At 43.2% G+C, this 20593-nt stretch carries 22 protein-coding genes; 9 read left to right on the forward strand and 13 right to left on the reverse strand.

All coding sequences use genetic code 11. The features are described 5' to 3' along the window. Positions 1–70 precede the first annotated feature (70 nt). Entirely contained in the window at positions 71–1894 is a 1824-nt protein-coding gene (locus ACGLYD_RS17215; RefSeq protein ID WP_067213402.1) for an SEC-C metal-binding domain-containing protein, read from the reverse strand. Between the two features lie 77 nt (positions 1895–1971). Then, positions 1972–2868 carry a LysR family transcriptional regulator gene (locus tag ACGLYD_RS17220; protein WP_067213404.1) on the reverse strand — a complete coding sequence of 299 codons (897 nt, stop codon included), beginning with the start codon at positions 2866–2868 and terminating at the stop codon, positions 1972–1974. A gap of 132 nt (positions 2869–3000) precedes the next feature. Here ACGLYD_RS17220 and hutG point away from each other — a divergent pair, with 132 nt between their 5' ends. The 3 genes from hutG to ACGLYD_RS17235 all read left to right on the forward strand — a co-directional run bounded on the left by hutG (position 3001) and on the right by ACGLYD_RS17235 (position 6739). Continuing rightward, entirely contained in the window at positions 3001–3975 is a 975-nt protein-coding gene (gene hutG, locus ACGLYD_RS17225; RefSeq protein ID WP_399629504.1) for a formimidoylglutamase, read from the forward strand. Beyond that, on the forward strand, positions 3959–5149 hold the full coding sequence (gene gltS / locus ACGLYD_RS17230; RefSeq protein ID WP_067213410.1) for a sodium/glutamate symporter: 1191 nt from the start codon (positions 3959–3961) through the stop codon (positions 5147–5149). Before hutG ends, gltS begins: the two co-directional genes overlap by 17 nt. Positions 5150–5377: 228 nt before the next feature. Beyond that, complete coding sequence (locus ACGLYD_RS17235) at positions 5378–6739, forward strand: sodium-dependent transporter (RefSeq protein WP_067213412.1); 1362 nt, start codon at positions 5378–5380, stop codon at positions 6737–6739. Positions 6740–6794: 55 nt separating this feature from the next. Here the strand turns inward: ACGLYD_RS17235 and ACGLYD_RS17240 are convergent, their stop codons facing one another. Together ACGLYD_RS17240 and ACGLYD_RS17245 are read right to left on the reverse strand one after the other, a co-directional pair. Then, positions 6795–7208: a VOC family protein gene (locus ACGLYD_RS17240; RefSeq protein WP_399629506.1), complete on the reverse strand. Its 414-nt coding sequence runs from the start codon at positions 7206–7208 to the stop codon at positions 6795–6797. A 70-nt stretch (positions 7209–7278) separates the two neighbouring features. Then, the gene (locus ACGLYD_RS17245; protein ID WP_067213418.1) at positions 7279–8241 is read right to left on the reverse strand and encodes a D-glycerate dehydrogenase; all 963 of its coding nucleotides are present in this window, start codon (positions 8239–8241) and stop codon (positions 7279–7281) included. Between the two features lie 138 nt (positions 8242–8379). Between ACGLYD_RS17245 and ACGLYD_RS17250 the strand changes: the two genes are divergently transcribed. From ACGLYD_RS17250 to ACGLYD_RS17270, 5 genes are all read left to right on the forward strand, one after another. Further along, the gene (locus ACGLYD_RS17250) at positions 8380–9990 is read left to right on the forward strand and encodes a sensor histidine kinase (RefSeq protein WP_082786748.1); all 1611 of its coding nucleotides are present in this window, start codon (positions 8380–8382) and stop codon (positions 9988–9990) included. Then, positions 9974–10666 (forward strand): response regulator, encoded by a 693-nt coding sequence (locus tag ACGLYD_RS17255; protein WP_067213422.1) that lies wholly within the window; start codon positions 9974–9976, stop codon positions 10664–10666. Before ACGLYD_RS17250 ends, ACGLYD_RS17255 begins: the two co-directional genes overlap by 17 nt. A gap of 140 nt (positions 10667–10806) precedes the next feature. Further along, on the forward strand, positions 10807–11826 hold the full coding sequence (locus ACGLYD_RS17260; protein WP_399629510.1) for a Bug family tripartite tricarboxylate transporter substrate binding protein: 1020 nt from the start codon (positions 10807–10809) through the stop codon (positions 11824–11826). A 54-nt stretch (positions 11827–11880) separates the two neighbouring features. Continuing rightward, a complete protein-coding gene (locus ACGLYD_RS17265; protein WP_399629513.1) occupies positions 11881–12330 on the forward strand; it encodes a tripartite tricarboxylate transporter TctB family protein in 450 nt (149 codons plus the stop codon). Positions 12331–12348: 18 nt separating this feature from the next. Further along, complete coding sequence (locus ACGLYD_RS17270; protein WP_067213428.1) at positions 12349–13875, forward strand: tripartite tricarboxylate transporter permease; 1527 nt, start codon at positions 12349–12351, stop codon at positions 13873–13875. A 79-nt stretch (positions 13876–13954) separates the two neighbouring features. Here ACGLYD_RS17270 and ACGLYD_RS17275 read toward each other — a convergent pair whose 3' ends face one another. Genes ACGLYD_RS17275 through glp form a run of 7 tightly spaced genes read right to left on the reverse strand, consistent with a single transcriptional unit; the run spans position 13955 to position 18226 of the window. Continuing rightward, positions 13955–14158 carry a hypothetical protein gene (locus ACGLYD_RS17275; protein WP_067213430.1) on the reverse strand — a complete coding sequence of 68 codons (204 nt, stop codon included), beginning with the start codon at positions 14156–14158 and terminating at the stop codon, positions 13955–13957. Between the two features lie 55 nt (positions 14159–14213). After that, positions 14214–15224 (reverse strand): GTP 3',8-cyclase MoaA, encoded by a 1011-nt coding sequence (moaA, locus tag ACGLYD_RS17280; RefSeq protein WP_067213432.1) that lies wholly within the window; start codon positions 15222–15224, stop codon positions 14214–14216. Positions 15225–15228: 4 nt separating this feature from the next. Continuing rightward, on the reverse strand, positions 15229–15801 hold the full coding sequence (locus tag ACGLYD_RS17285) for a molybdenum cofactor guanylyltransferase (protein WP_399629518.1): 573 nt from the start codon (positions 15799–15801) through the stop codon (positions 15229–15231). Continuing rightward, positions 15798–16031, reverse strand: coding sequence for a molybdopterin converting factor subunit 1 (moaD, locus tag ACGLYD_RS17290; protein WP_067213436.1), 234 nt, complete (start codon positions 16029–16031; stop codon positions 15798–15800). Before moaD ends, ACGLYD_RS17285 begins: the two co-directional genes overlap by 4 nt. Then, a complete protein-coding gene (locus ACGLYD_RS17295; RefSeq protein WP_187046079.1) occupies positions 16028–16474 on the reverse strand; it encodes a molybdenum cofactor biosynthesis protein MoaE in 447 nt (148 codons plus the stop codon). Before ACGLYD_RS17295 ends, moaD begins: the two co-directional genes overlap by 4 nt. After that, positions 16461–16973: a molybdopterin-guanine dinucleotide biosynthesis protein B gene (gene mobB / locus ACGLYD_RS17300; RefSeq protein ID WP_067213441.1), complete on the reverse strand. Its 513-nt coding sequence runs from the start codon at positions 16971–16973 to the stop codon at positions 16461–16463. The genes ACGLYD_RS17295 and mobB overlap by 14 nt, the downstream gene beginning before the upstream one ends. Next, positions 16970–18226: a gephyrin-like molybdotransferase Glp gene (glp, locus tag ACGLYD_RS17305; RefSeq protein WP_342539225.1), complete on the reverse strand. Its 1257-nt coding sequence runs from the start codon at positions 18224–18226 to the stop codon at positions 16970–16972. The genes mobB and glp overlap by 4 nt, the downstream gene beginning before the upstream one ends. A 61-nt stretch (positions 18227–18287) precedes the next feature. Here glp and moaC point away from each other — a divergent pair, with 61 nt between their 5' ends. Next, the gene (gene moaC / locus ACGLYD_RS17310; protein ID WP_067213447.1) at positions 18288–18779 is read left to right on the forward strand and encodes a cyclic pyranopterin monophosphate synthase MoaC; all 492 of its coding nucleotides are present in this window, start codon (positions 18288–18290) and stop codon (positions 18777–18779) included. A gap of 215 nt (positions 18780–18994) precedes the next feature. Here moaC and ACGLYD_RS17315 read toward each other — a convergent pair whose 3' ends face one another. Continuing rightward, on the reverse strand, positions 18995–19510 hold the full coding sequence (locus ACGLYD_RS17315) for a molybdenum cofactor biosynthesis protein B (protein WP_231885732.1): 516 nt from the start codon (positions 19508–19510) through the stop codon (positions 18995–18997). Between the two features lie 15 nt (positions 19511–19525). Beyond that, positions 19526–20545, reverse strand: coding sequence for a ThiF family adenylyltransferase (locus tag ACGLYD_RS17320; RefSeq protein WP_399629524.1), 1020 nt, complete (start codon positions 20543–20545; stop codon positions 19526–19528). Positions 20546–20593 lie beyond the last annotated feature (48 nt).

Below are 20593 nucleotides of genomic sequence, written 5' to 3' on the forward strand. Positions count from 1 at the left end.
TCGGTCTATTTTCGACCGATGATCTAACCCTTTTATTATTGAATCTCACTTAATGTAACAATACATATGTTTACTTCACACCATTCAACAACAGCCATATATACCTGGCTTCATCTTCACTACCCGGTTCAATCGCTTTAAATCTCGGGTACGGAATCGTTTTCGCTTTGAATGTCATCAAATGCCTAACATGGCCATTCAATTTCGTTGCAGCATTCAACATCTCTTCTGCATCTAACGATTTCCCTTCGGATGCTATGTGTTCAAGCTTCCAGTCAAGATAAAGATAAGCCGCATCATGCTCGGAACCTTTTTCATAGCGCACCATGATTTCCGCCGCTTCTGTGAACCGTTCGGCGTGAATGAGCGAAGCCACCGCTTCATATCTGGCCCCAAGGTTGTCCGTACGGTTCATCTTCAATAGATCCGTGAACATTTCCGCCGCCTCTCCATACTCTTCGCGACTGAACAAGTGAACACCATACGCAAATGCCGAGCGCATGAATGGCCGATTCGGTATGTTTTGCCAAGGGTTCTCCCCCGGTTCAAATGTCCTGCTTGCAGACTGGATTGCTTTTTCATACAATTTAGCCGCTTTCTCAGCATCCTGTTCAACTTCCGCTTGAAGTAAGATGACATCCGGATTATTTGGTCCGATTTCCATTGCACTCTTCGCAAGTTTCCGACGTGCTTGTTCAGATTCCGCGCGATACGCCTCATATGCAAGAAGTTGCGCACGACCTTCTGCAATGCCAGGCTTGCGTTCAGGCTGAATAACCCCGCCCGTCGTCATCGATGTTTCCCAAAGTGCTTTTTCTGTCGGCCGAGGATCTGTTCCAATATCGTAAAGTCGTGCCGCCACCGGTTCATCCCCGCTATCCATCATGTCTGCATAAAGGGAGGCAAGTTCCATTTCATACAAGTGCATTCCTTCTTTTGATGCACTGTACTTCCGTAAAATGTCATCTTCTATAAGCCCTGTATCCTGTAGCACTCCAAGTTGAATACCCGTTTTCACTGCAGCAGCAAGAAAATCACCTTCTATCGGAACATCTTTATTCTCATTCAGAAAGTAAGCGACGGCCAGTTTGTGCATGATTTCACGTCCATCCGCACTTTGATTCAGTTCACGAAGTGTGATGTCAAGTGCGGTCAGCGCACTCAATTGTGTGGGTACCAATACTTCTTCAACAAGCTCGTTCATGGAAGCCATGCTCCTTTTGATGAACAACTCGTAAATATCGAGCGTGTGATCATCTAGAAATTGCTCAGTCGACTTGTCCGATACCGCATCTCTTAATTCAACGAGCGACTTTTTCGTCTGCTTGCTCCACTTTGCCAAGAATATCATTGAAGAAACAGGTGCAACCCCGAAGTCCCCTTTTCGCGGATCGTGGAGGACTACACCAAATAGTAACGTCCCCAAATCTGCAGGCATTCCCTCATTGCGCGTCACAAAATAATCTCGCTCACCAAACAGCTCCCGTACTTTTAGTCTGCCTGACTCAACTTCGGTAATTTCTGCAAGGAGCATAAACGGTTCGTCCCACTTTTGTAATACTGAAATAACTGAATCACGTTTCATCTGTTCAAGCTGCTGTGCTAAATATGTATGCCAAATCTTTTTATTGTGGATGAATAAATAAAACTCACTTGCCGCCTCTTCAATATGTTCCTTTTCCCAGCTACCTGTAAGGCGGTTTACCCACTCCCGCATCGTCTGCATCATTTCCTGGCGGTCTGTATCTTTCGGATAGTCATTAAAATAACCGACGAGCACACGATCAAGCTCTTCGTTGACAATCATATCGACAAGATTTGTTCCTTCCGTTCCACAACATTTCTTATATTTTTTACCACTTCCACAAGAACATGGGTCGTTTCGTCCAATCATTTAATTCTCCCCTTTCGGTTACAAAAAACCGTTTTACTCCTTACTTAATCATAACAGACAGACTGATTTGCAACGAATCAATCAGAAACTTTGTATTCGAAAAAACCCTCCACTTCCATTATGAACGCCTGTATAGCTGGAGAGACATACCTGTTTTTCATGTACGTCAAATACACAGTTCTTTCAAGTGCCCGGGAATCGATGATCTTACTTACAATCGTAAGATTATAAGGCCCCTGTAAGTAATTTTCTGGAATAAGCGCAATACCTAAATTTTCACCGACTAAACTTAATGCTGTTTCAAAACGCTCAATTTCATATTTAATCGTAGGGACAGTATCTTCCAATTCAAAAGCACGCAATATGTCTTCCCTTGTCTGAAACCCTTCGGTGCTAATGATGAACGGCTCCTGTTCCAATTCTTTCAGCATAATTGATTCCCTTGTAGCCATCGGGTGGTTTTCGTGAAGGACTAACACAAGTTTTTCCTTATACAAAGGGACCGTCTCTATATCCACTTCTTTAATTTGCTGGTTCGTGATAATGGCATGCGTTTCATATTTCCTCAACGAATTCTTCACATCGTCACCACTTAACACCTCCATCAATCGAATGTGCATTTCGGGAAATTTTTTATTGTATAGAGAAATCACTTTTGGAATCCAATACTTCACCGATTCAATCATACCGATTTGGAGTTCACCTTTACCAATAAGCTTTACTTCTTCCATTTCCTTTTTTACAATCGCCATTTCTGATAAAAGATGAATCGCCCTGCCGTATAAAACCTCTCCAGCTTCTGTCAATCTACTATTCCTTGTATTGCGTTCAATGATTTGAAACCCCAAGTCTCGTTCCAAGTTTTTTATGGCGTTGCTTAATGATGGTTGAGAAATATGCAACTTCTCTGCAGCTTTAGAAAAACTCATATGATCCACGACTGAAACAAAATAACTTAACTGCTTTAGATCCATACTAACCACTCCTCCACTCAATTATAGATGCGGGCTATAAGTATATAGTAATTATATATTAGAATTAATAAATCATGTACTTTATAATAAATGAGTAACGTTGTATCTGAAAGTTCAGAAAGGGTGAGGCAATTGCTTAATCAGGTAAATGAACATGTATGGGCCGGACGTACGGATCATACTGAAAATAGAACAAGTTTCCGATATCACCAAGTGGTTGAATTAGTAAATCTCGAGGTCATCTGCCAGTCACCCAACACATGTGCAATTATCGGTTTCGAAAGCGAGGAAGGCGTCCGCCGCAACAAAGGGCAATTGGGTGCAGCAAAAGCTCCCGATGCACTTCGCAGTGAACTTGCCAAATTGCCATGGAAATTCCCGGAAAATAAAAGGCTTGTCGATGTCGGAAATATTCAATACATGGATACCAACCTGGAAAAAGCCCAACAACAGCTAGGCGATACGATTGCAAACGCATTAGAGAAAAAAATGACACCGATTATTCTTGGTGGCGGCCATGAAACCGCTTACGGTCACTATCTCGGAGTCAGAAAATCAATTGGTAAGGAAGCTTCTCTTGGAATTATTAACATAGATGCCCATTTCGACTTACGCTCATATGATGAACAACCGTCTTCCGGCACGATGTTCAAACAAATCCTGGAGCATGATAACATGAGCAGCTATTTCGTCGTCGGAATCCAGCGCTATGGAAATACGCAGGAATTGTTCGATACAGCCGACAGGCTCGGTGTCAAATATGAATACGAAGAGAATATGCATATCGGAAATATGGACAAACTAACATCCGATCTCGAACAATTCATCAACCAACATGATTATGTTTTTCTAACATTATGCACGGACGTACTGAACTCTGCTTTCGCACCCGGTGTCAGTGCTCCTTCACCATTCGGATTAGATCCTTCCATTGTTCGTTCAATCATTCGAACAGTTACAACACATAAAAAAACACTGTCGTTCGATATTTCGGAAGTGAACCCCGTTTTAGATGAAAACAACCGTACAGTAAAACTCGGTGCTTACTTAACAAATGAAGCAATTACAACTTTTTTAGGAGGGGAAATTCATGACGCTAGTTCTTAATCAAGTCACCACAATCTTCCTTTCCATTGCATTGCTAACTTTAGGGATGGTTTTAGTTAAGAAAGTTGGTTTCTTACGGAAATTCTGCATACCTGCTCCCGTTGTCGGCGGATTATTATTCGCTGTTTTTGCGACCATTTTCAAGTCTCTCGGATGGCTAGAAATTACACTTGATACATCATTGCAAAGTTTATTCATGCTTACATTCTTTACAACAATCGGTTTAGGAGCAAGCTTTAAACTCATTAAACTTGGCGGAAAGGTTCTTGTCATCTACTGGCTGGCATGTGGATTTTTAGCGCTCGCGCAAAATACAATCGGTGTATCCATGGCTTATTTGTTCGACCTGCATCCACTTATTGGAATGATGGCTGGAGCAGTTTCAATGGAAGGCGGACACGGAGCCGCTACTGCATTTGGACAGACGCTCGAAGACATGGGTATCAATTCAGCCCTATCGATTGGAGTTGCAGCAGCTACATTTGGACTTGTTGCAGGAGGTCTCGTTGGTGGTCCCACCGTAAAATACCTTATTTCAAAACACAATCTCAAGTCATCTGAAGCGGATACTGATCTCGGTATTCCTATTGAAAAGAAAGAAAAGCCGATTCAAACAGATTCGTTCTTCACACAAATTCTACTCATCACACTCTGTATGGCCCTTGGTACGTATTTGGGTGAACTATTTTCAACCGCAACAGGGTTCGTTCTGCCGGGTTACGTAGGAGCCATGTTTGTTGCTGTTCTTGTTCGGAATATCGTTGACAAAATTAATCCTAAAGCGATCGATATGAAGAGTATCGGCTTAATCAGCGACGTTACACTGGGGATTTTCCTGTCAATGGCATTAATGAGCATTAAATTGTGGGAAGTTGCCGATTTGGCCCTTCCACTACTTGTTATCGTCTTCGTCCAAGTTGTCTTCATCGTCCTGTTTGGGGTTTTCGTCTTGTTCCGTCTACTCGGTAAAGACTACGATGCAGCCATTATGGTAGCTGGTTTTACAGGACATGGTCTCGGCGCTACCCCTAATGCTATGGCAAATATGGCGGCCGTCACTGAAAGATATGGCCCTTCGACTAAAGCGTACCTCGTTGTTCCGATTGTTGGTGCTTTCCTCATCGATGTATTTGCGATGCCAATTATTATAACGACGATAAACCTGTTCAATTGATAATAGTAAGCTTCCCTCATTACGTTTCCATGTAATGAGGGAAGCTTTTTCATTTGTTCAGATACTCATACACAGGCTTTATTCATTAATAGCTCCTCTAAGCCGTATACTTATAATGTTCTGAAACTTGTTATTTTAATGACAGCCTCCTTAAAATACGCTACCCTTAAACTAAACGACTTGTTTTATAAGTACATACATATTCGTTTCATCGAAAGGACTGACCTTATGCCTCAACAAGAACACTGGAAATCAAAAATAGGTTTTATACTAGCTGCTGCCGGTTCAGCAATCGGGTTAGGCGCTATTTGGAAGTTCCCTTACGTAGCCGGGACTGGCGGTGGCGGCGCTTTTCTACTGGTCTTTTTATTATTTACGCTGTTATTAGGATTCCCTCTCTTAATCGGTGAATTCATTCTCGGTCGTAAAAGTCAAAGTGACGCAATTACTGCCTACAAAAAGCTTGCTCCCAATTCAGGTTGGCATATAACAGGGATCATTGGCGTCGTAACCAGTTTCTTAGTGCTATCATTTTATAGTGTTGTCGGAGGATGGATTATCCTCTACTTATTCAAAGCATTAACCGGTGGTATTTCCGGACTTTCGCAAGACCAGTTCGGACCGTTATTCGACCAAATTATTGCAAATCCATTCGCTACGTTAGCCGGTCAACTGATCTTTATGGTGCTAACAATTGCTGTTGTAGCCCAAGGCGTTCAAAAAGGGATTGAGAAAGCAAGCAAGATTATGATGCCTGCTCTCTTCATATTATTTATCATTATCGTTGCCCGTTCTCTTAGCTTGGATGGGGCAATGGAAGGCGTAAAATTTCTGCTGGTACCGGATTTCACTAAATTAACGTCTGAAACGATTTTATTCGCTTTGGGACAAGCCTTTTTCACTCTCACATTAGGTGCTTCTGTCATGGTTACGTATGCTTCCTATCTTCCTAAAACGCAAAACCTGCCGAGCTCGGCGATGTCCATTATCGCTATGAATATCGTCATCGTTCTGTTAGCCGGCCTTGCGATTTTTCCGGGTGTGTTTTCATTTGGAATGGCACCGGATGCAGGACCGACATTGATTTTTTCAGTACTGCCAGCTGTATTCAACCAAATGCCCTTTGGGGTGTTTTTCTTCATTGCATTTTTGGTTTTATTCCTATTCGCGGCTTTAACTTCCGCTTTCTCTATGATTGAAATTATTGTTGCAACAATGACGAAAAATGATCCTTCAAAACGAAAACGATTCACTTGGATAATTGGAATGGCAATTTTCGTTGTTGGAATTCCATCTTGTTTATCATACGGAGTAATGGCTGATGTGAAGTTTTTCGATAAAACGGTATTCGATTTAGTCGATTTCGCAGTAAGCAATGTATTGATGCCTCTTGGCGCATTATTGATTTCGATATTCATCCCTTTGAAAATAGCTAAAACTGATCTGTTCAATGAGATGAAGCAAGGTTCGAAAGTCGGAAAGACCTTCTTCAACATTTGGTTCTACCTATTAAAATATCTGACCCCTATCGCAATCATTATTGTTTTCCTTGATGCACTGGGTGTGTTTAACTTGTTCGCAGATCGGTAAAAATTGAACTGGCAATAAAAAAGGAAGACTCCTTCGACGAAGAGTCTTCCTTTTTCTATCCTTCTTTCTCGCAGTTCAAATCCCACGTAAAGCCAAATTTATCTTTCACTTTCCCATACTTAGCTCCCCAGAACGTATCTTGCAGGGCCATCAGTACTTCGCCTTCTTCCCGCAGGCCGTCGTAGAGCTGGTTCGCTTCTTCCACGCTTTCACAGTCGATAAGAAGGGCAACGCCGTTTTTGTTGTATTCAGATGGCTTGTCCGCAGAATCGGCAAGCATGATTTGAAATTCACCTTTTTTCAGATGGCAATGGAGGAGATAATCTGTTGCTTCCGGTGGATGCGGGAAATTAGCATCCGCATATTTCTGCATTCCGACTTCCTCAAGTCCTAGCAAATTCGCATAGAATTCAGCCGCTTCTTTTCCTTCTCCGTAAAACGTTAAATATGGAATGATTGTACCTTTCATATTGTTACCTCCTCCTATTCGACGACAGTCATCAAGTCAATTTAGACATAATTCATTCGTCTGCTGTTCTTTACTGAACGATACCTTTTGGCTTGCGGCCTTCAAGTACATCCGTAATTGCCTGTGCGTTCAAGTTCATCATCGCAAGGCGTGTCTTAATGCTGGCACTTCCGATATGCGGAAGGACTGTTACGTTCGGCAATGTAAGAAGCGGATGATCGAGTGGGATTGGTTCTTTTTCAAACACGTCGAGCCCCGCCGCCCAAATCGCACCGTTTTTCAATGCATCATAAAGAGCAGCCTCATCAACAATTCCACCACGAGCGACATTAATAAGAACGCCCGTATTTTTCATAAGGTCAAGTTCCCGTGCACCAATCATCCCGGCGGTTTCCGGTGTAAAGGGAGCTAGAATGATAACGAAATCCGCCTCTTTCAGCAGTGTATCCAACTCCCTGAATTCAAGTCCGTACTCAGCTTCTGCGTCTGGCTTGCGGTTGCGATTATGATAAAGAACTTGCATATCAAAGCCTTTTGCCCGGCGCGCAACCGCTTCACCGATTCGTCCCATGCCAATGATGCCAAGTGTCGCTCCTCCAACATCCATGCCTGTAAATCTCATCGGAGCCCATGAAGTCCAATTACCTTTTCTAATTTCATTTTCTGCAGAGATCAATTTACGTGCCGTCGCTAGTAGAAGCGCAAAAGCAAGATCTGCAGTTGTTTCAGTCAACACACCCGGTGTATTTGTTACGATGACGTCATATTCCTTTGCCGATTCCAAGTCAATATTATTATAACCAACGGCCATATTTGCAACGATTTTAAGCTTCGTACCCGCTTCAAAAACCTCGCGATTGATGCTATCCGCCAAAACCGACCATAGTGCATCCGCTTCTGCCACTTCTTTCAATAAAACAGCGCGCGGAACTGCTACACTTTCTTCGTCCCACATCCGTACATCAAATTTTTCATGAAGCGGCGCAACCGCCTCTTCTGTCAGCTTTCTTGTAATGAAAATTCTTGGCTTCACTTAAATCCCCCTATTCTAACAATTAACAATAGTGTAGCATATAGTGTGAACCAATTGGCCGACGTTCAACTTTGTAGAAAGCCTGCCCAAGACCAATGTAAGTAGATACGGTTACTTCAAGATTGAGAGATGATTTCTATGAAACCCGCTACTTTACAATCCCGCATTTTTTCATATGGCGCACTCTTTGTTTCCATAATAGCAATCATTATCGGTGTTTCCTTCTACTTTACAATGTCGCAAGGTATCGAGCAACAGATTGGGGACCAGGCGCTAAGTATAGCCAGAACAACAGCAGACCGCCCCGATGTCCGTGCAGGATTTGGACACGCTGATCCAACGGAAATATTGCAGCCTATCGCCGAAGCGGTACGACTCAAAACTGGTGCTGAATATGTCGTTATCGGAAACAGCGAAGGTATTCGGTATGCTCATCCTGTTCCAGAACGGATTGGGCAAAAAATGGTGGGTGATGATAATGAACGTGCGCTTCTCCTAGGCGAATCCTATATTTCCGAGGCGACTGGGACACTCGGGGCCGCCTTACGTGGGAAAACACCAGTATTTAACGAGGATGGCAAGATTATCGGGATTATTTCCGTTGGTTTTTTAAAGAAGAATATGTCCTCTATCTTTTTTCAGTATGCCGACAACATTTCCTACATCGTACTTATCGCAATCATTCTAGGTATTATTGGTTCTAGCATTCTGGCACGCAATATTAAAAAAGAACTTTTTAATTTAGAGCCTGCGGAAATAGCGAACTTATTCACCGGACGAAACGCTCTTATTGAGTCTGTGCGAGAAGGAATCATTATGGTTGACGCAAACGGTATCATTACAACTGTGAATGTGGCTGCATATGAAACTCTTTCTCTCCCTAATCAATCGGAACTAATCGGTCGGACGATTCAGGAAGTGCTTCCAAACACACTTCTTCCAAAGGTACTTGAAACCGGAGAACGACATCTCGATCGCCCGATGGAAATTCGCGGCAAAAAGGTAATTGTAAATCGCATCCCCATCCGTGTTGGCGAACAGATTGTCGGTGCGGTTTCAACTTTTCGGCTACAATCAGACATTGACCAACTCGCAATGGAATTATCACAAGTGAAACGGTATACGGAGGCGCTTCGTGCACAAACCCATGAATACAATAACTTTTTATATACAATATCGGGTCTCATTCAACTCAATTCATACGATGAGGCACTAAGCTTGATTCATGAGGAAACAGCTGAACATCAATCGCTCATCCAATTCGTGACAAAGCGGTTGCAGGATCCCTTTCTAGGAGGAATTGTTATCGGTTTCTTCAACCGGGCAAAGGAATTGAAGGTCCGCTTCCTTCTTGATGAAGATAGTCTCTTAAAAAAACTCCCGAAACACTTAGAAAAAAACCATTTCGTTTCAATCATTGGAAACTTAGTTACAAATGCTTTCGAAGCGACCGACTCTTTTCCGGAAGAAAAACGAATGGTCCGCATCTTCATTCTGGATAACGGCGAAGAGATTTTAATTGAAGTTGAAGATTCAGGACATGGGATAGCTGATGAAGTGCTGGATGTACTCTTTCAAGAAAAGGTATCGACAAAAAATCAGAATCACCGTGGATATGGACTTATGAAAGTAGCAGAGAATGTGAAAAACCTCAGCGGTTCTATCACACTCGAAAAAGGAGATTTAGGCGGTGCATTGTTTATTATTTCCATACCGAAAGGAGGGTTTTCAGATGACAACTCTAATTGAAGTCTTAATTATTGAAGATGATTTACGAATTGCCGACATCCATCAGCGGTTCATCGAGAAAATAGAGGGCTTTACAGTCGTAGGTTCCGCGTATACCGGTGATGAAGCAAAAGATTGGATTTCAGCATTGTTGCCAGACCTCGTTTTGCTCGATGTCTATTTGCCCGATGTACTTGGTACAGAGCTAATGGATTTCATCCACAAAAACAGCCCTGAAACAGATATTATTTTCATCACCGCTGCGGCAGAGATTGAAGTTGTAAGAAAGGCATTTCGCCACGGAGTCATCGACTACATCCTAAAACCGCTCACATTCGATCGATTTAAGGAAAGCCTCCTTTCTTATAAAGTTAAAAGGGAAACACTTTCAGGTGTAGGACTCATACAGGAAGATTCCATCAAATCTCTTTGGAATAAAACGCTACCCGCTTCATCAAACCCTGATTTCATTCCACCAAAAGGGATTGACCCCATGACGAAAGAGAAAGTGGTCAGCCATATAAAAAATATAGAAGGCGGAATTACTGCAGAAGCACTTGGTTTGGAAATCGGCGTTAGCCGTTCGACCGCAAGACGTTATCTAGAATACCTCGTCTCAGAAAAACGTGCATTTACAGAACTTCTATACGGCTCAGTCGGGCGTCCCGAAAGAAGATACTTCATAAAAAAACGCTGAACAGTATGAACAAAATGATGTTTACTCTCATTATCGAACTTATAAACGATAACTTTTAATTGAATAAATATTCTGATAGATTGATGACAGCGAATGAAAACGCTGTCATCATTTTTAATTATAAGGGGGATTACATGAAGATGTGGAAGAAACTTACGACGGTTGCCCTAGCAAGTATCCTGGCACTCGGCCTCACAGCATGTTCTGCGGATGAATCTGAAGGAAAAGTGGAAGGCGCTACCTCGAAATATCCGGAGAGTAACATAACAATTGTCGCTCCATCCGGCGCAGGCGGTGGATGGGATTTAACTGCCAGAGCTATTGCAAAAACGATGAGTGAAACAAAGCTAATCGATAAGTCAATCGTAGTTGAAAACAAACCCGGTGGCGGTGGTGCTGTTTACATGGCAGAATTTGCAACAAAGGAACTAAAAAATGATCATGTCCTTCTTGTAAAATCTCCGCCAATCTTAATCAACAATAACAAAGCGGAAGGAAACAGTGCTTACGGCTATAAAGACACAACACCATTGGCTCAGCTGACGCGTGACTACGGAGCTATTGTCGTCAAGGCGGATTCGAAGTTCAATTCATTGAAAGATGTACTAGAAGCAATTAAGAAAGACCCGAAATCGGTAACACTTGTCGGCGGATCGGCTCCGGGATCGATGGACCATCTTGTCGGCGTCTTGCCCGCATTTGAATATGGAATTGATCCAAAAACAGTAAAGTATGTATCGTATGATGGCGGCGGAGAGGCAGTCGCAGCATTGCTCGGTGGAAATGCAGACGTCATCGCCACAGATGCCTCCACTATTGGGGCGTATCTGAAATCCGGTGATGTCCGTGTCCTCGCTGTCAGTTCTTCCGAACGGCTTGGCGGTGAATTGACAGAAGTCCCTACATTTAAAGAAGAAGGAATTGACGCCGAATTCACCATTTGGCGCGGCATCTTCGGTCCAAAGGAAATGTCGGAAACGGCTTATGACTATTGGTCCGAGAAGCTAGAGAAAATGGTGGAATCAGACGAGTGGAACGCAGAATTAGAGAAAAATGGGTGGGAAAGCGAGTACCGTAATGCTGACGACTTCACTACCTATTTGGAAGAACAAGATAAAGTGATCGTGGAATTGTTAACGGCACTTGGAATGCAGAAATAACATTATTCGGGCGGCTTCAGCGCCGCCTTTTCTTTTAGGGAGGTGTCAAAGACTATGAGTAAAACGTTCGATCGATATGCCAGCATCGTCTTTTTACTAATCGGTCTCTTATTTGTAATCGAAAGCCAAAAAATTTCGGACAGTGCTTACGGATCATCAGTTGGACCGAAAATCTTTCCAATGTGGCTTGGTATGATTTTAATTCTTTTAAGTTTGAGATTGCTATTCGAAACATTTAAATACAAATCTGAAACGACAGCTGGAATGAAGCTTCAATACAAGAAATTCCTTATTATTATTGGCAGCGCGGTTTTGTATGCATTTCTATTGGAAATGGTCGGATACGTCATCTCAACGTTCTTATTTTTACTCATCTCTTTCCAAACAATGGAACGTGGCCGATTATTGCCCTCCTTCATCATTGCAGCGGCATTTTCATTTGGAATTTATTATTTGTTCGCGAAACTTCTTGGCGGGTCATTGCCAGGATTTCCTGTATTTTAGCGTGAAGGGAGTTAAGCTATGAGCACTTTACAGTTTTTAGCCGATGGTTTCAGTGTTGCTTTTCAATGGCATAATCTATTATTTGCATTCGTCGGGGTCATAATCGGCACGGCTGTCGGCGTGTTACCCGGCATCGGTCCAATGAGCGGTGTTGCCCTTCTCATCCCCGTTACTGCAACCATCACTTCTGGAATGCCGACAGAAGCAGCCGCTGCCAGTTCAATCATTTTACTTGCCGGAGTCTATTATGGAGCAATGTATGGAGGTTCTACAACATCGATTTTACTGAACACCCCTGGTGAATCTTCGTCTGTCGTCACGACGCTCGACGGTTATCAAATGGCTAGGCAAGGGCGTGCCGGAGCAGCTTTGGCTATCTCGGCAATCGGCTCATTTTGCGCCGGAATCATTTCGCTAATCGGTCTGGTCTTATTAGCGCAACCTCTTTCCAATGTCGCAATCAAGTTCGGCCCTGCAGAATACTTTTCCTTAATGCTATTGGGTTTGGCTGCTGTAAGTGGACTTGCTGGAAAGTCGATGACGAAAGCATTGATGATGACTGTTTTCGGACTTATGCTTGGAACAATCGGCATTGACGCAGTTTCAGGAATTGCCCGCTTTACATACAACCAGCCTATTCTTTTTTCCGGATTGGAATTTTTAACAATTGCTGTTGGATTGTTTGCGCTTGGTGAAGTATTCAAGACGGTATTGGAACGCGATGAAGAAGACGGGGCCATTGCAAAAATCAATCGCATCCTCCCGACAAAACAAGATATGAAAGACAGCGCAGTTCCCATTGTACGCGGTTCCCTACTAGGATTTTTCATCGGGGTACTTCCAGGCGCCGGGGCAACACTCGCATCTTTCTTCTCCTATATAACAGAGAAAAAGTTCAGTAAAAATCCCGAAAGCTTCGGAAAAGGGAACATCGCCGGAGTAGCGGGTCCTGAATCTGCCAATAATGCTGCTTCAGGGGGCGCAATGATTCCTTTACTTACATTAGGAATCCCTGGTTCCGGTACAACAGCCATATTAATGGGTGCACTTATCATGTATAACATTCAGCCAGGGCCCCTTCTCTTTGACGAACACCCGGATATCGCATGGGGGCTCATTGCAAGTATGTTTATCGGCAACTTGATGCTGTTAGTACTGAACATGCCGCTCGTTCGTGTGTTTGCAAAAATCATTCAAACGCCTAAGAAGTACTTATTGCCTATTATTATCGCCATTTCATTTTTCGGAGTTTATGCCGTACAGTACACGACTTTCGATTTATACTTGTTGCTTGGTTGTGGTGTAGCGGGTTATTTACTATCAAAAAATGATTATCCAGTAGCTCCATTAGTTTTGGCACTCGTATTAGGTCCAATGATTGAAAACAACATGAGGCGAGCACTCACCATTTCGAACGGTGAATTCAGCATTTTCTTCACAAAGCCGCTATCGCTTGTTTTCATCATAGTAGCTGCATTATGGCTTCTTGTTCCAATGTTGCTGAAACTCAAAGGACGCTCAGTCGTCGTGGAAGATGAAGGTTAATAGCGAACGTATATTTCGAAAGCGGATCGCCTTAGATGTAAGGCGATTCGTTTTTTTATTAAAGAGTGTAAGCAACGATTTAAATGAACTTAACAACGTTTCCGTCCATGTTCATAGCATTTCCAATGAACTTAACAACGTTTACACGAAACTTCACAACACTTGAACAACTTAACAACGTCTTGCCCAAACTAGGCGACGTTGCAACTGAAGTTCCAAACGTTTTAAATGAACTTTGCAATACTCCCGTGAAACTAAGCAACAGTCTCATAAAACTAAACAAAGTCAGCATCCCCTCCGTCTCTCTCCATAATAAAAAGCGTCGCCGCAGCAACGCCTCACCCACCTATATAGCTCATACCAATCTTTTTCCGATTCTTCGCTGTCTGTTCAGTTCGCTCATCTGAATAACGGTCTCCACGGTTTTGCCACACGCCTGTAATGACTTCCAACAATTCTGCGTCTGTCAGTCCACTGCGAATTAATTCACGCAGATCGAACCCTTCTGATGCGAACAGGCACGTATACAGTTTACCGTCCGACGACAGTCTGGACCGCGTACATGTTGAACAGAATGATTCTGATACAGACGTGATAAAACCGACTTGTGCTCCATTATCCAAGTAACGATAACGTTTTGCAACTTCACCGTAATAGTCTTCTTCCGCCGGTTCGATATCATAAACAGCACTGATCATTTCGTAAATTTCTTTTTTCGTGACAACCTTTTCAAAGCTCCATCCATTATCATTACCGACATCCATAAATTCTATGAACCGCAACGTAATATCACGCTCTTTAAAATAAGCGGCCATTGGTAGAATTTCTTCCTCATTTACGCCTTTTTGAACAACCATGTTCACCTTGATTTCAAAGCCGATCTTTTGTGCATGATCGATATTGGCTAGTATCAGTTCTGGTTTAATTCCGCGTCCATTTAATTTACCGAATGTTTCCGGATTAAGTGCATCGAGGCTCATATTCAAACGACGCAGACCTGCATCATAAAGGGGTTGTGCGTATTGTTTCAACAGTACACCATTCGTCGTCAACCCTATATCTTCAATTCCTTCAATCTTCATCAGTTTTTCAACCAGTTTTGGCAAATCGCGCCGCATAAGCGGTTCGCCGCCCGTCAAGCGGAGTTTTTTCACACCAAGTAACGCAAATAGCTTCGCGAACCGTTCAATTTCTTCAAATGAAAGCAGTTCGTTCTTGGGTAGAAAAACATAATCATCACCAAAAACTTCTTTTGGCATGCAATAGGCACATCTAAAGTTACAGCGATCCGTTACGGAGATTCGGAGATCCCGGATCGGACGTCCGAGCTTATCTTTAACTGTTTCCATTTCGTCATCCCCTTTCCAGGGTTTCCGGCGTATTCACGTTCGTGAACATCCGTTTTTCATCGTCAGTCAGAACGCTTCCTTGAACCCACGCTGTATTACTAATAGAAAGTAATTTCATTACACTCAGTTGGTTGTTTTTCAAGGCTTCTTTCACTGCATTTTTCATTTGCGTATCCCAGATAGACACGAGAGGATGATATCTTCCATCCGAAATGACAGCCGTGACACATTCGTTATGAAGCGTTATCAACTTCGATATAGCTTTATCATCTATAAATGGCATATCACACGGTAATACTACATAGCGGTTCGCTTCCACGGATTCCATCGCAGACAGAATCCCTGCAAGCGGACCGAGTCCAGCATATTCCACTTTATCAGCCATCAGGTTTTCACCATTACCAAATCGTTCCATTAGTTCAGGTAGCGTCACAATAACAATCTCGTCACAGGATGCCGACATTGCTTCGACTGCAATTTTATAAAAGTACTTATTTCTTAGTTTAGCAAATGCTTTCGGAGAACCGAACCGCCGAGACAATCCGCCCGCCAGAACGATGCCTACTGTCTCCTTCATCCCCCGCTCACAGGTGGGATGAATGCACAAATATCTCCCGAATGAATGACATCCTCCTTTAAGGCATATTCTTCATTCACTGCAACATGCACTGTATCTTTCCCAAAACCCGGATACATCATTTCCGCCCAGTCCAGCAGCTCGCGGACAGTCATCGATTCCCGTTCGATGGTTTCTTCCGCCTTGCCGGTCAATTCGCGCAGCCTTGCAAAATAGTTCACTTTAATCACTTTTGTTCGCCTCCCTTTTCAGGATACTTTTTTTGACCGCCAATCCATTCTTCGCCGTCTTCCCAGATTTCCTTTTTCCAGATAGGGACTATTTCCTTAATGCGTTCAATTGCATACTCATTCGCTTCATATGCTGCTTTCCGATGAGGGGAGGAAACTGCAATGACTACCGCAATATCTGAGATATGCATTTCCCCAATCCGGTGAGCAATCGCCACTTTCACGCCTGGCCATTTCGCTTCCATTTCTCCACCGATTTCCGCCAGTTTTTTTTCGGCCATTGGTACATAGGCTTCATATGCCAAATATAATGTTCGGACCCCGTGTGTCCATTCCCGGACATGTCCTGTGAAAACAGTGACAGCTCCTGCTCCAGCATGAAGGACATAATCAGTATATTTTTGCGGTTCAATCACTGTTTCAACAATTTCAAACGGTTTCATTGCCATCCTCCTTTTCAATCCAGTCAAGTAGCCACGAATCGAGTTGTTCAACATTCTGCGCAGATTCAATATGCGAACTAACAGCTGTAATTTCTGGACATCCGATAACTAGCTGTATGCCATCCAATCCGCTTAACGATTCCCAATCCCCGGCATCCCTAAGAAGGACTACTTTCTCCCCTTGTTCTTTCTTATACCCTTCAATGAGCAGAATATCCGGTTTTCCGATTGCTGCCAGCACCTTAAGCTCGGCAAATTCGGGCTCTTCATTCAACAGGATTTGAACCGCACCCCCACCTGCAACAACTGAAACGTCTGCCCCACTACCAAAAAACTGCATCGTATCCGTCGATGGATTTGGCATAGCAGGCTGCCCACCGTGGCCATGATGCTTTAATACAGCGACTGAAAGTCCTTTGTTTTTCAATAAACAAATCCATCTCGATGTAAGTGTCGTTTTGCCACTATTTTTATAACCGACAACTTGAAGTGTCTTCATAATACCCACTCACTAACGCCTTGCTCAGAACCGAGCAGCAAAATATCAACATGGGTTCCTGCTGTGTAACCGCGCGTTCCGCTTGGAAGAGCGATAAGGCAATTTCCCCGGGCAATCGATGATACTGCATTTGATTTATTAAAGCCTGCGGGTACTGCAACAATACCTTCCGATGTCATTTCCCAGAATGCACGAATGAAGCGGGTAAAAGGGTTTGGCTTTCCGAAATCTTCACCTAATATCGCTTGCATGCGCGGCATATACGGTGTGTTTGCACCTTGCATAGCAAGAATAGCGGGTCTAGCGAATAATTCAAAACCCGTGAAACAAGCAGATGGATTTCCCGACAGACCGAATAATAGTTTTTTACCAAGCACGGCGACCGTCGTTACGCTTCCCGGACGCATCGCAACTTTGTTAAATAGGACCTTAGCTCCCAACCGTTCATAGATTGCGGGTAAATGATCATAATCACCAACAGAAACACCGCCTGTCGTAATAAGTACATCTGTTTCAATGAGAGCTTTTCTGACGACTTCTGTGCATGCATCTAGATCGTCTTCTTGCATGCCATATGATTTGTAACCTAATCCCATACGAGTTAACTGGGCAGCTATCATCGGTCCGTTCGAGTTCCGTATTTTTCCAGGAACAAGTTCATCTGACACATCTAGCAACTCCGTTCCCGTTGAAAGAATGCCAACAATTGGTCGTTTCGCAACTTTGACTGTTGCATAACCAAATGTCGCTAATAACGCGATTGTACCGGGATGGATAAATGCTCCCGATTCAACAAGGAGTTCCCCCTCCTTTGCGTCTTCACCCTTAAAGGATATATTTTCCCCTTCGCTAAACGGTTTACGCAATGTAAAACGATCTTTTCCTTCTGTCGTCTGTTCGAGCATGACAACCGCATTGGCATTATCCGGTATCGGGGCACCCGTCATGATTCTGTATGCTTCTCTTGGACCTATTCCACTAGTCGCTACATGGCCCGCACCAATTTCACCAATCACAGTGAACTGTATACGATTATCTCCAGAAGCACCCTCTGTGTCCTTTGCACGGACAGCGAATCCATCGTATGGCGATCTGTCGAATGATGGGACATCATGCTTTGCGATAATCGGTTCCGCAAGTATTCTTCCGTATGTATGTTCAAGTGGAATCGTATCAGTTCCACCTAGATAGCTATGTTCCATGACGAGTCGAACAGCCTCAGATACTAAGATAGGCTTTCTCATTTCTACCATGTAGATTCTCCTCCTTCTGCTATACTGAATGTATTAGATATGTACGAAAGGAATGACTCCATTGTCAGAGCTCACACATTTCAACGAACAAGGCCGTGCAAAAATGGTCGATGTTTCCGACAAAGCAGAAACCACTCGAACAGCTATCGCAAAATCGTCCATCATTGTTAATGAAACAATTCATTCACAAATCACAGAAGGTACCAATAAGAAAGGCGATGTATTCGCGGTCGCTCAGGTCGCGGCAATCATGGCAGCAAAAAGTACATCATCCATAATTCCTATGTGTCATCCGATCCCACTGACAGGTGTTAACATCCATTTCGAATGGAATATAGATAAATCATCTGCTCATTATGAAGTATTGATTGAAGCGGAAGTGAAGACAAAAGGTGTGACCGGTGTTGAGATGGAAGCACTTACTGCTGCCTCCGCTGCTGCACTCACTATTTACGACATGTGCAAAGCGGCCGGCAAAGAAATGGTTATTGGACCAACAATGCTATTACGTAAAACAGGTGGAAAAAACGGCGATTACGAAAGACAATTCTAATTCTCTTCCACGGCTCACTTCAGGTGAGTTTTTTGGTCAGTAGAACCAATTTTATAATAGTGGATTTTGTATTGAAATCCTTACAAGGTTGATTTACACTCCAGGCGGACGCCTTCCGTTACAATCAACGGAACTCATCCATGGAAACTAATAATCGATATAGAAATTTCGTTAGCGTTAGGTTTTTATTTAAAATAAGTAATTACGGAATTAAGTTAGTCCTCTAGATGTTTGGTAAGTTCATGCACAATATGGTGAATTTCAGGCAAAATTAGCTTGTCCATTGCAAGTTCCACTGCTTTAACGGATCCGGGAAGTGCGAAAAACACCTTCTCTTTTACCACGCCTGCCGCAGCCCTGCTTAATAGCGCCTTTGAACCTACATCTTCTGTATAGCTAAGGTAACGGAATAACTCGCCGAATCCATCAATCGTTTTTGTGAAATAGGTCGACACAGTTTCAATAGTAACATCACGAAAACCAATGCCAGTCCCACCTGTAGAAATAATGCCATGAACGTTTGGATTCCGCAGCCATTCTTCGACAATCGATTCAATTTCCATCGCGTCATCCTGACAAAGCCATGTTTCAAATACATGATGACCCGCCGATTCAAGCTTTTGCCGAATTGTCCAGCCACTGCGATCATTCGAGACATTACGCGTGTCACTCGTCGTCAGTACGCAAAAAGTGAGTTTCTTCTCTTTGTCCGATTCATTCAAATGTGACAATCTGATTCCTCCCTTTCATCCAAAAAATTGATGGTACAATTTACGTCCTATCTTTATATCCTTTAATCCATGAATTAACAAACGACCATTGCCAAATAGAATACAGCGATAACTATCTGCATTAAATTCCACAAAAAATGGTGTCACTTTATAGGGTGACCCCAGCCTTTTAGCGACTGTTTCCCCATCCTCAATCGTCAATGTGCGGTTTGCATTCGGAATGATTTGCACTGTATCCCTACCGCATAACACTGCGTATCCGGTATCTTCTGCTCGATGCAGCGCCGGGAAGGTCGGTGTATTTCCGCATGTCTCACATACTTCGTTTCGCATACGGGAAATCCCTGCTTCTATATGTGTATTGTTCCATACATCAAAATGGAATAGCTTCTTGCGCATTGCATCTTTATTCCCCGTTAACCATTTCAGCGCTTCTGCACTTTGATGTGCCGCCGTAATTTGAACAGCAGGCGCAATAATTCCTGACGTATCACACGTTTCATTAACCGACGGTAAAACCGGTAGCAAACAGCGGAAACAAGCTGACTCGCCTGGAATGAATGGAAAAACTGTACCTGAACTGCCTACACACGCACCATAAATCCAGGGAATACCTTTTTTCCATGCAATATCATTTATCAACAGACGCGTTTCAAAGTTATCCGTCGCATCCATGATTAAATCAGCGTCATCAATAATTTGTTCCATAATGGATCCATCTACATGATCAAGCACGGTTACGATTTCAATGTCTTCCCGAATCATTTTCAAACGAGCTTCAGCAGCAACCACTTTCGGTATGCCGTCCCGTGCATCTTTCTCGGTAAACAGCTGTTGTCTTTGCAAGTTAGAAGGTTCTACATAATCTCGATCTGCAATCGTCAGTTTTCGCACTCCACCACGGACAAGTGTCTCTGAAACAGCTGAACCTAAAGCTCCACACCCAATGACAACAACGTGGGAAGAACTTAACTTGTCCTGCCCATGTTTCCCAATTGGTTTGAACAGCGTTTGCCTTGTATAGCGATTTTCCAATGTCCACTCCTCCTATAAATTGAAGCGAGGGCTACCGGTCTTTACGAC

Origin of the sequence: Sporosarcina sp. SG10008, from assembly GCF_044569405.1 — a bacterium.
GTDB classification, from domain to species: Bacteria; Bacillota; Bacilli; order Bacillales_A; family Planococcaceae; genus Sporosarcina; species Sporosarcina psychrophila.

Bases quoted from the DNA above. Each gene is read 5' to 3' on its own strand.
- gltS (WP_067213410.1), top strand. From the start codon at position 3,959: ATGACGCTAGTTCTTAATCAAGTCACCACAATCTTCCTTTCCATTGCA.
- ACGLYD_RS17285 (WP_399629518.1), bottom strand. From the start codon at position 15,801: ATGAAGGAGACAGTAGGCATCGTTCTGGCGGGCGGATTGTCTCGGCGG.
- ACGLYD_RS17270 (WP_067213428.1), top strand. From the start codon at position 12,349: ATGAGCACTTTACAGTTTTTAGCCGATGGTTTCAGTGTTGCTTTTCAA.
- ACGLYD_RS17260 (WP_399629510.1), top strand. From the start codon at position 10,807: ATGTGGAAGAAACTTACGACGGTTGCCCTAGCAAGTATCCTGGCACTC.
- ACGLYD_RS17220 (WP_067213404.1), bottom strand. From the start codon at position 2,868: ATGGATCTAAAGCAGTTAAGTTATTTTGTTTCAGTCGTGGATCATATG.
- ACGLYD_RS17215 (WP_067213402.1), bottom strand. From the start codon at position 1,894: ATGATTGGACGAAACGACCCATGTTCTTGTGGAAGTGGTAAAAAATAT.
- mobB (WP_067213441.1), bottom strand. From the start codon at position 16,973: ATGAAGACACTTCAAGTTGTCGGTTATAAAAATAGTGGCAAAACGACA.
- ACGLYD_RS17235 (WP_067213412.1), top strand. From the start codon at position 5,378: ATGCCTCAACAAGAACACTGGAAATCAAAAATAGGTTTTATACTAGCT.
- ACGLYD_RS17240 (WP_399629506.1), bottom strand. From the start codon at position 7,208: ATGAAAGGTACAATCATTCCATATTTAACGTTTTACGGAGAAGGAAAA.
- glp (WP_342539225.1), bottom strand. From the start codon at position 18,226: ATGGTAGAAATGAGAAAGCCTATCTTAGTATCTGAGGCTGTTCGACTC.
- moaA (WP_067213432.1), bottom strand. From the start codon at position 15,224: ATGGAAACAGTTAAAGATAAGCTCGGACGTCCGATCCGGGATCTCCGA.
- ACGLYD_RS17255 (WP_067213422.1), top strand. From the start codon at position 9,974: ATGACAACTCTAATTGAAGTCTTAATTATTGAAGATGATTTACGAATT.
- ACGLYD_RS17250 (WP_082786748.1), top strand. From the start codon at position 8,380: ATGAAACCCGCTACTTTACAATCCCGCATTTTTTCATATGGCGCACTC.
- ACGLYD_RS17265 (WP_399629513.1), top strand. From the start codon at position 11,881: ATGAGTAAAACGTTCGATCGATATGCCAGCATCGTCTTTTTACTAATC.
- ACGLYD_RS17295 (WP_187046079.1), bottom strand. From the start codon at position 16,474: ATGAAACCGTTTGAAATTGTTGAAACAGTGATTGAACCGCAAAAATAT.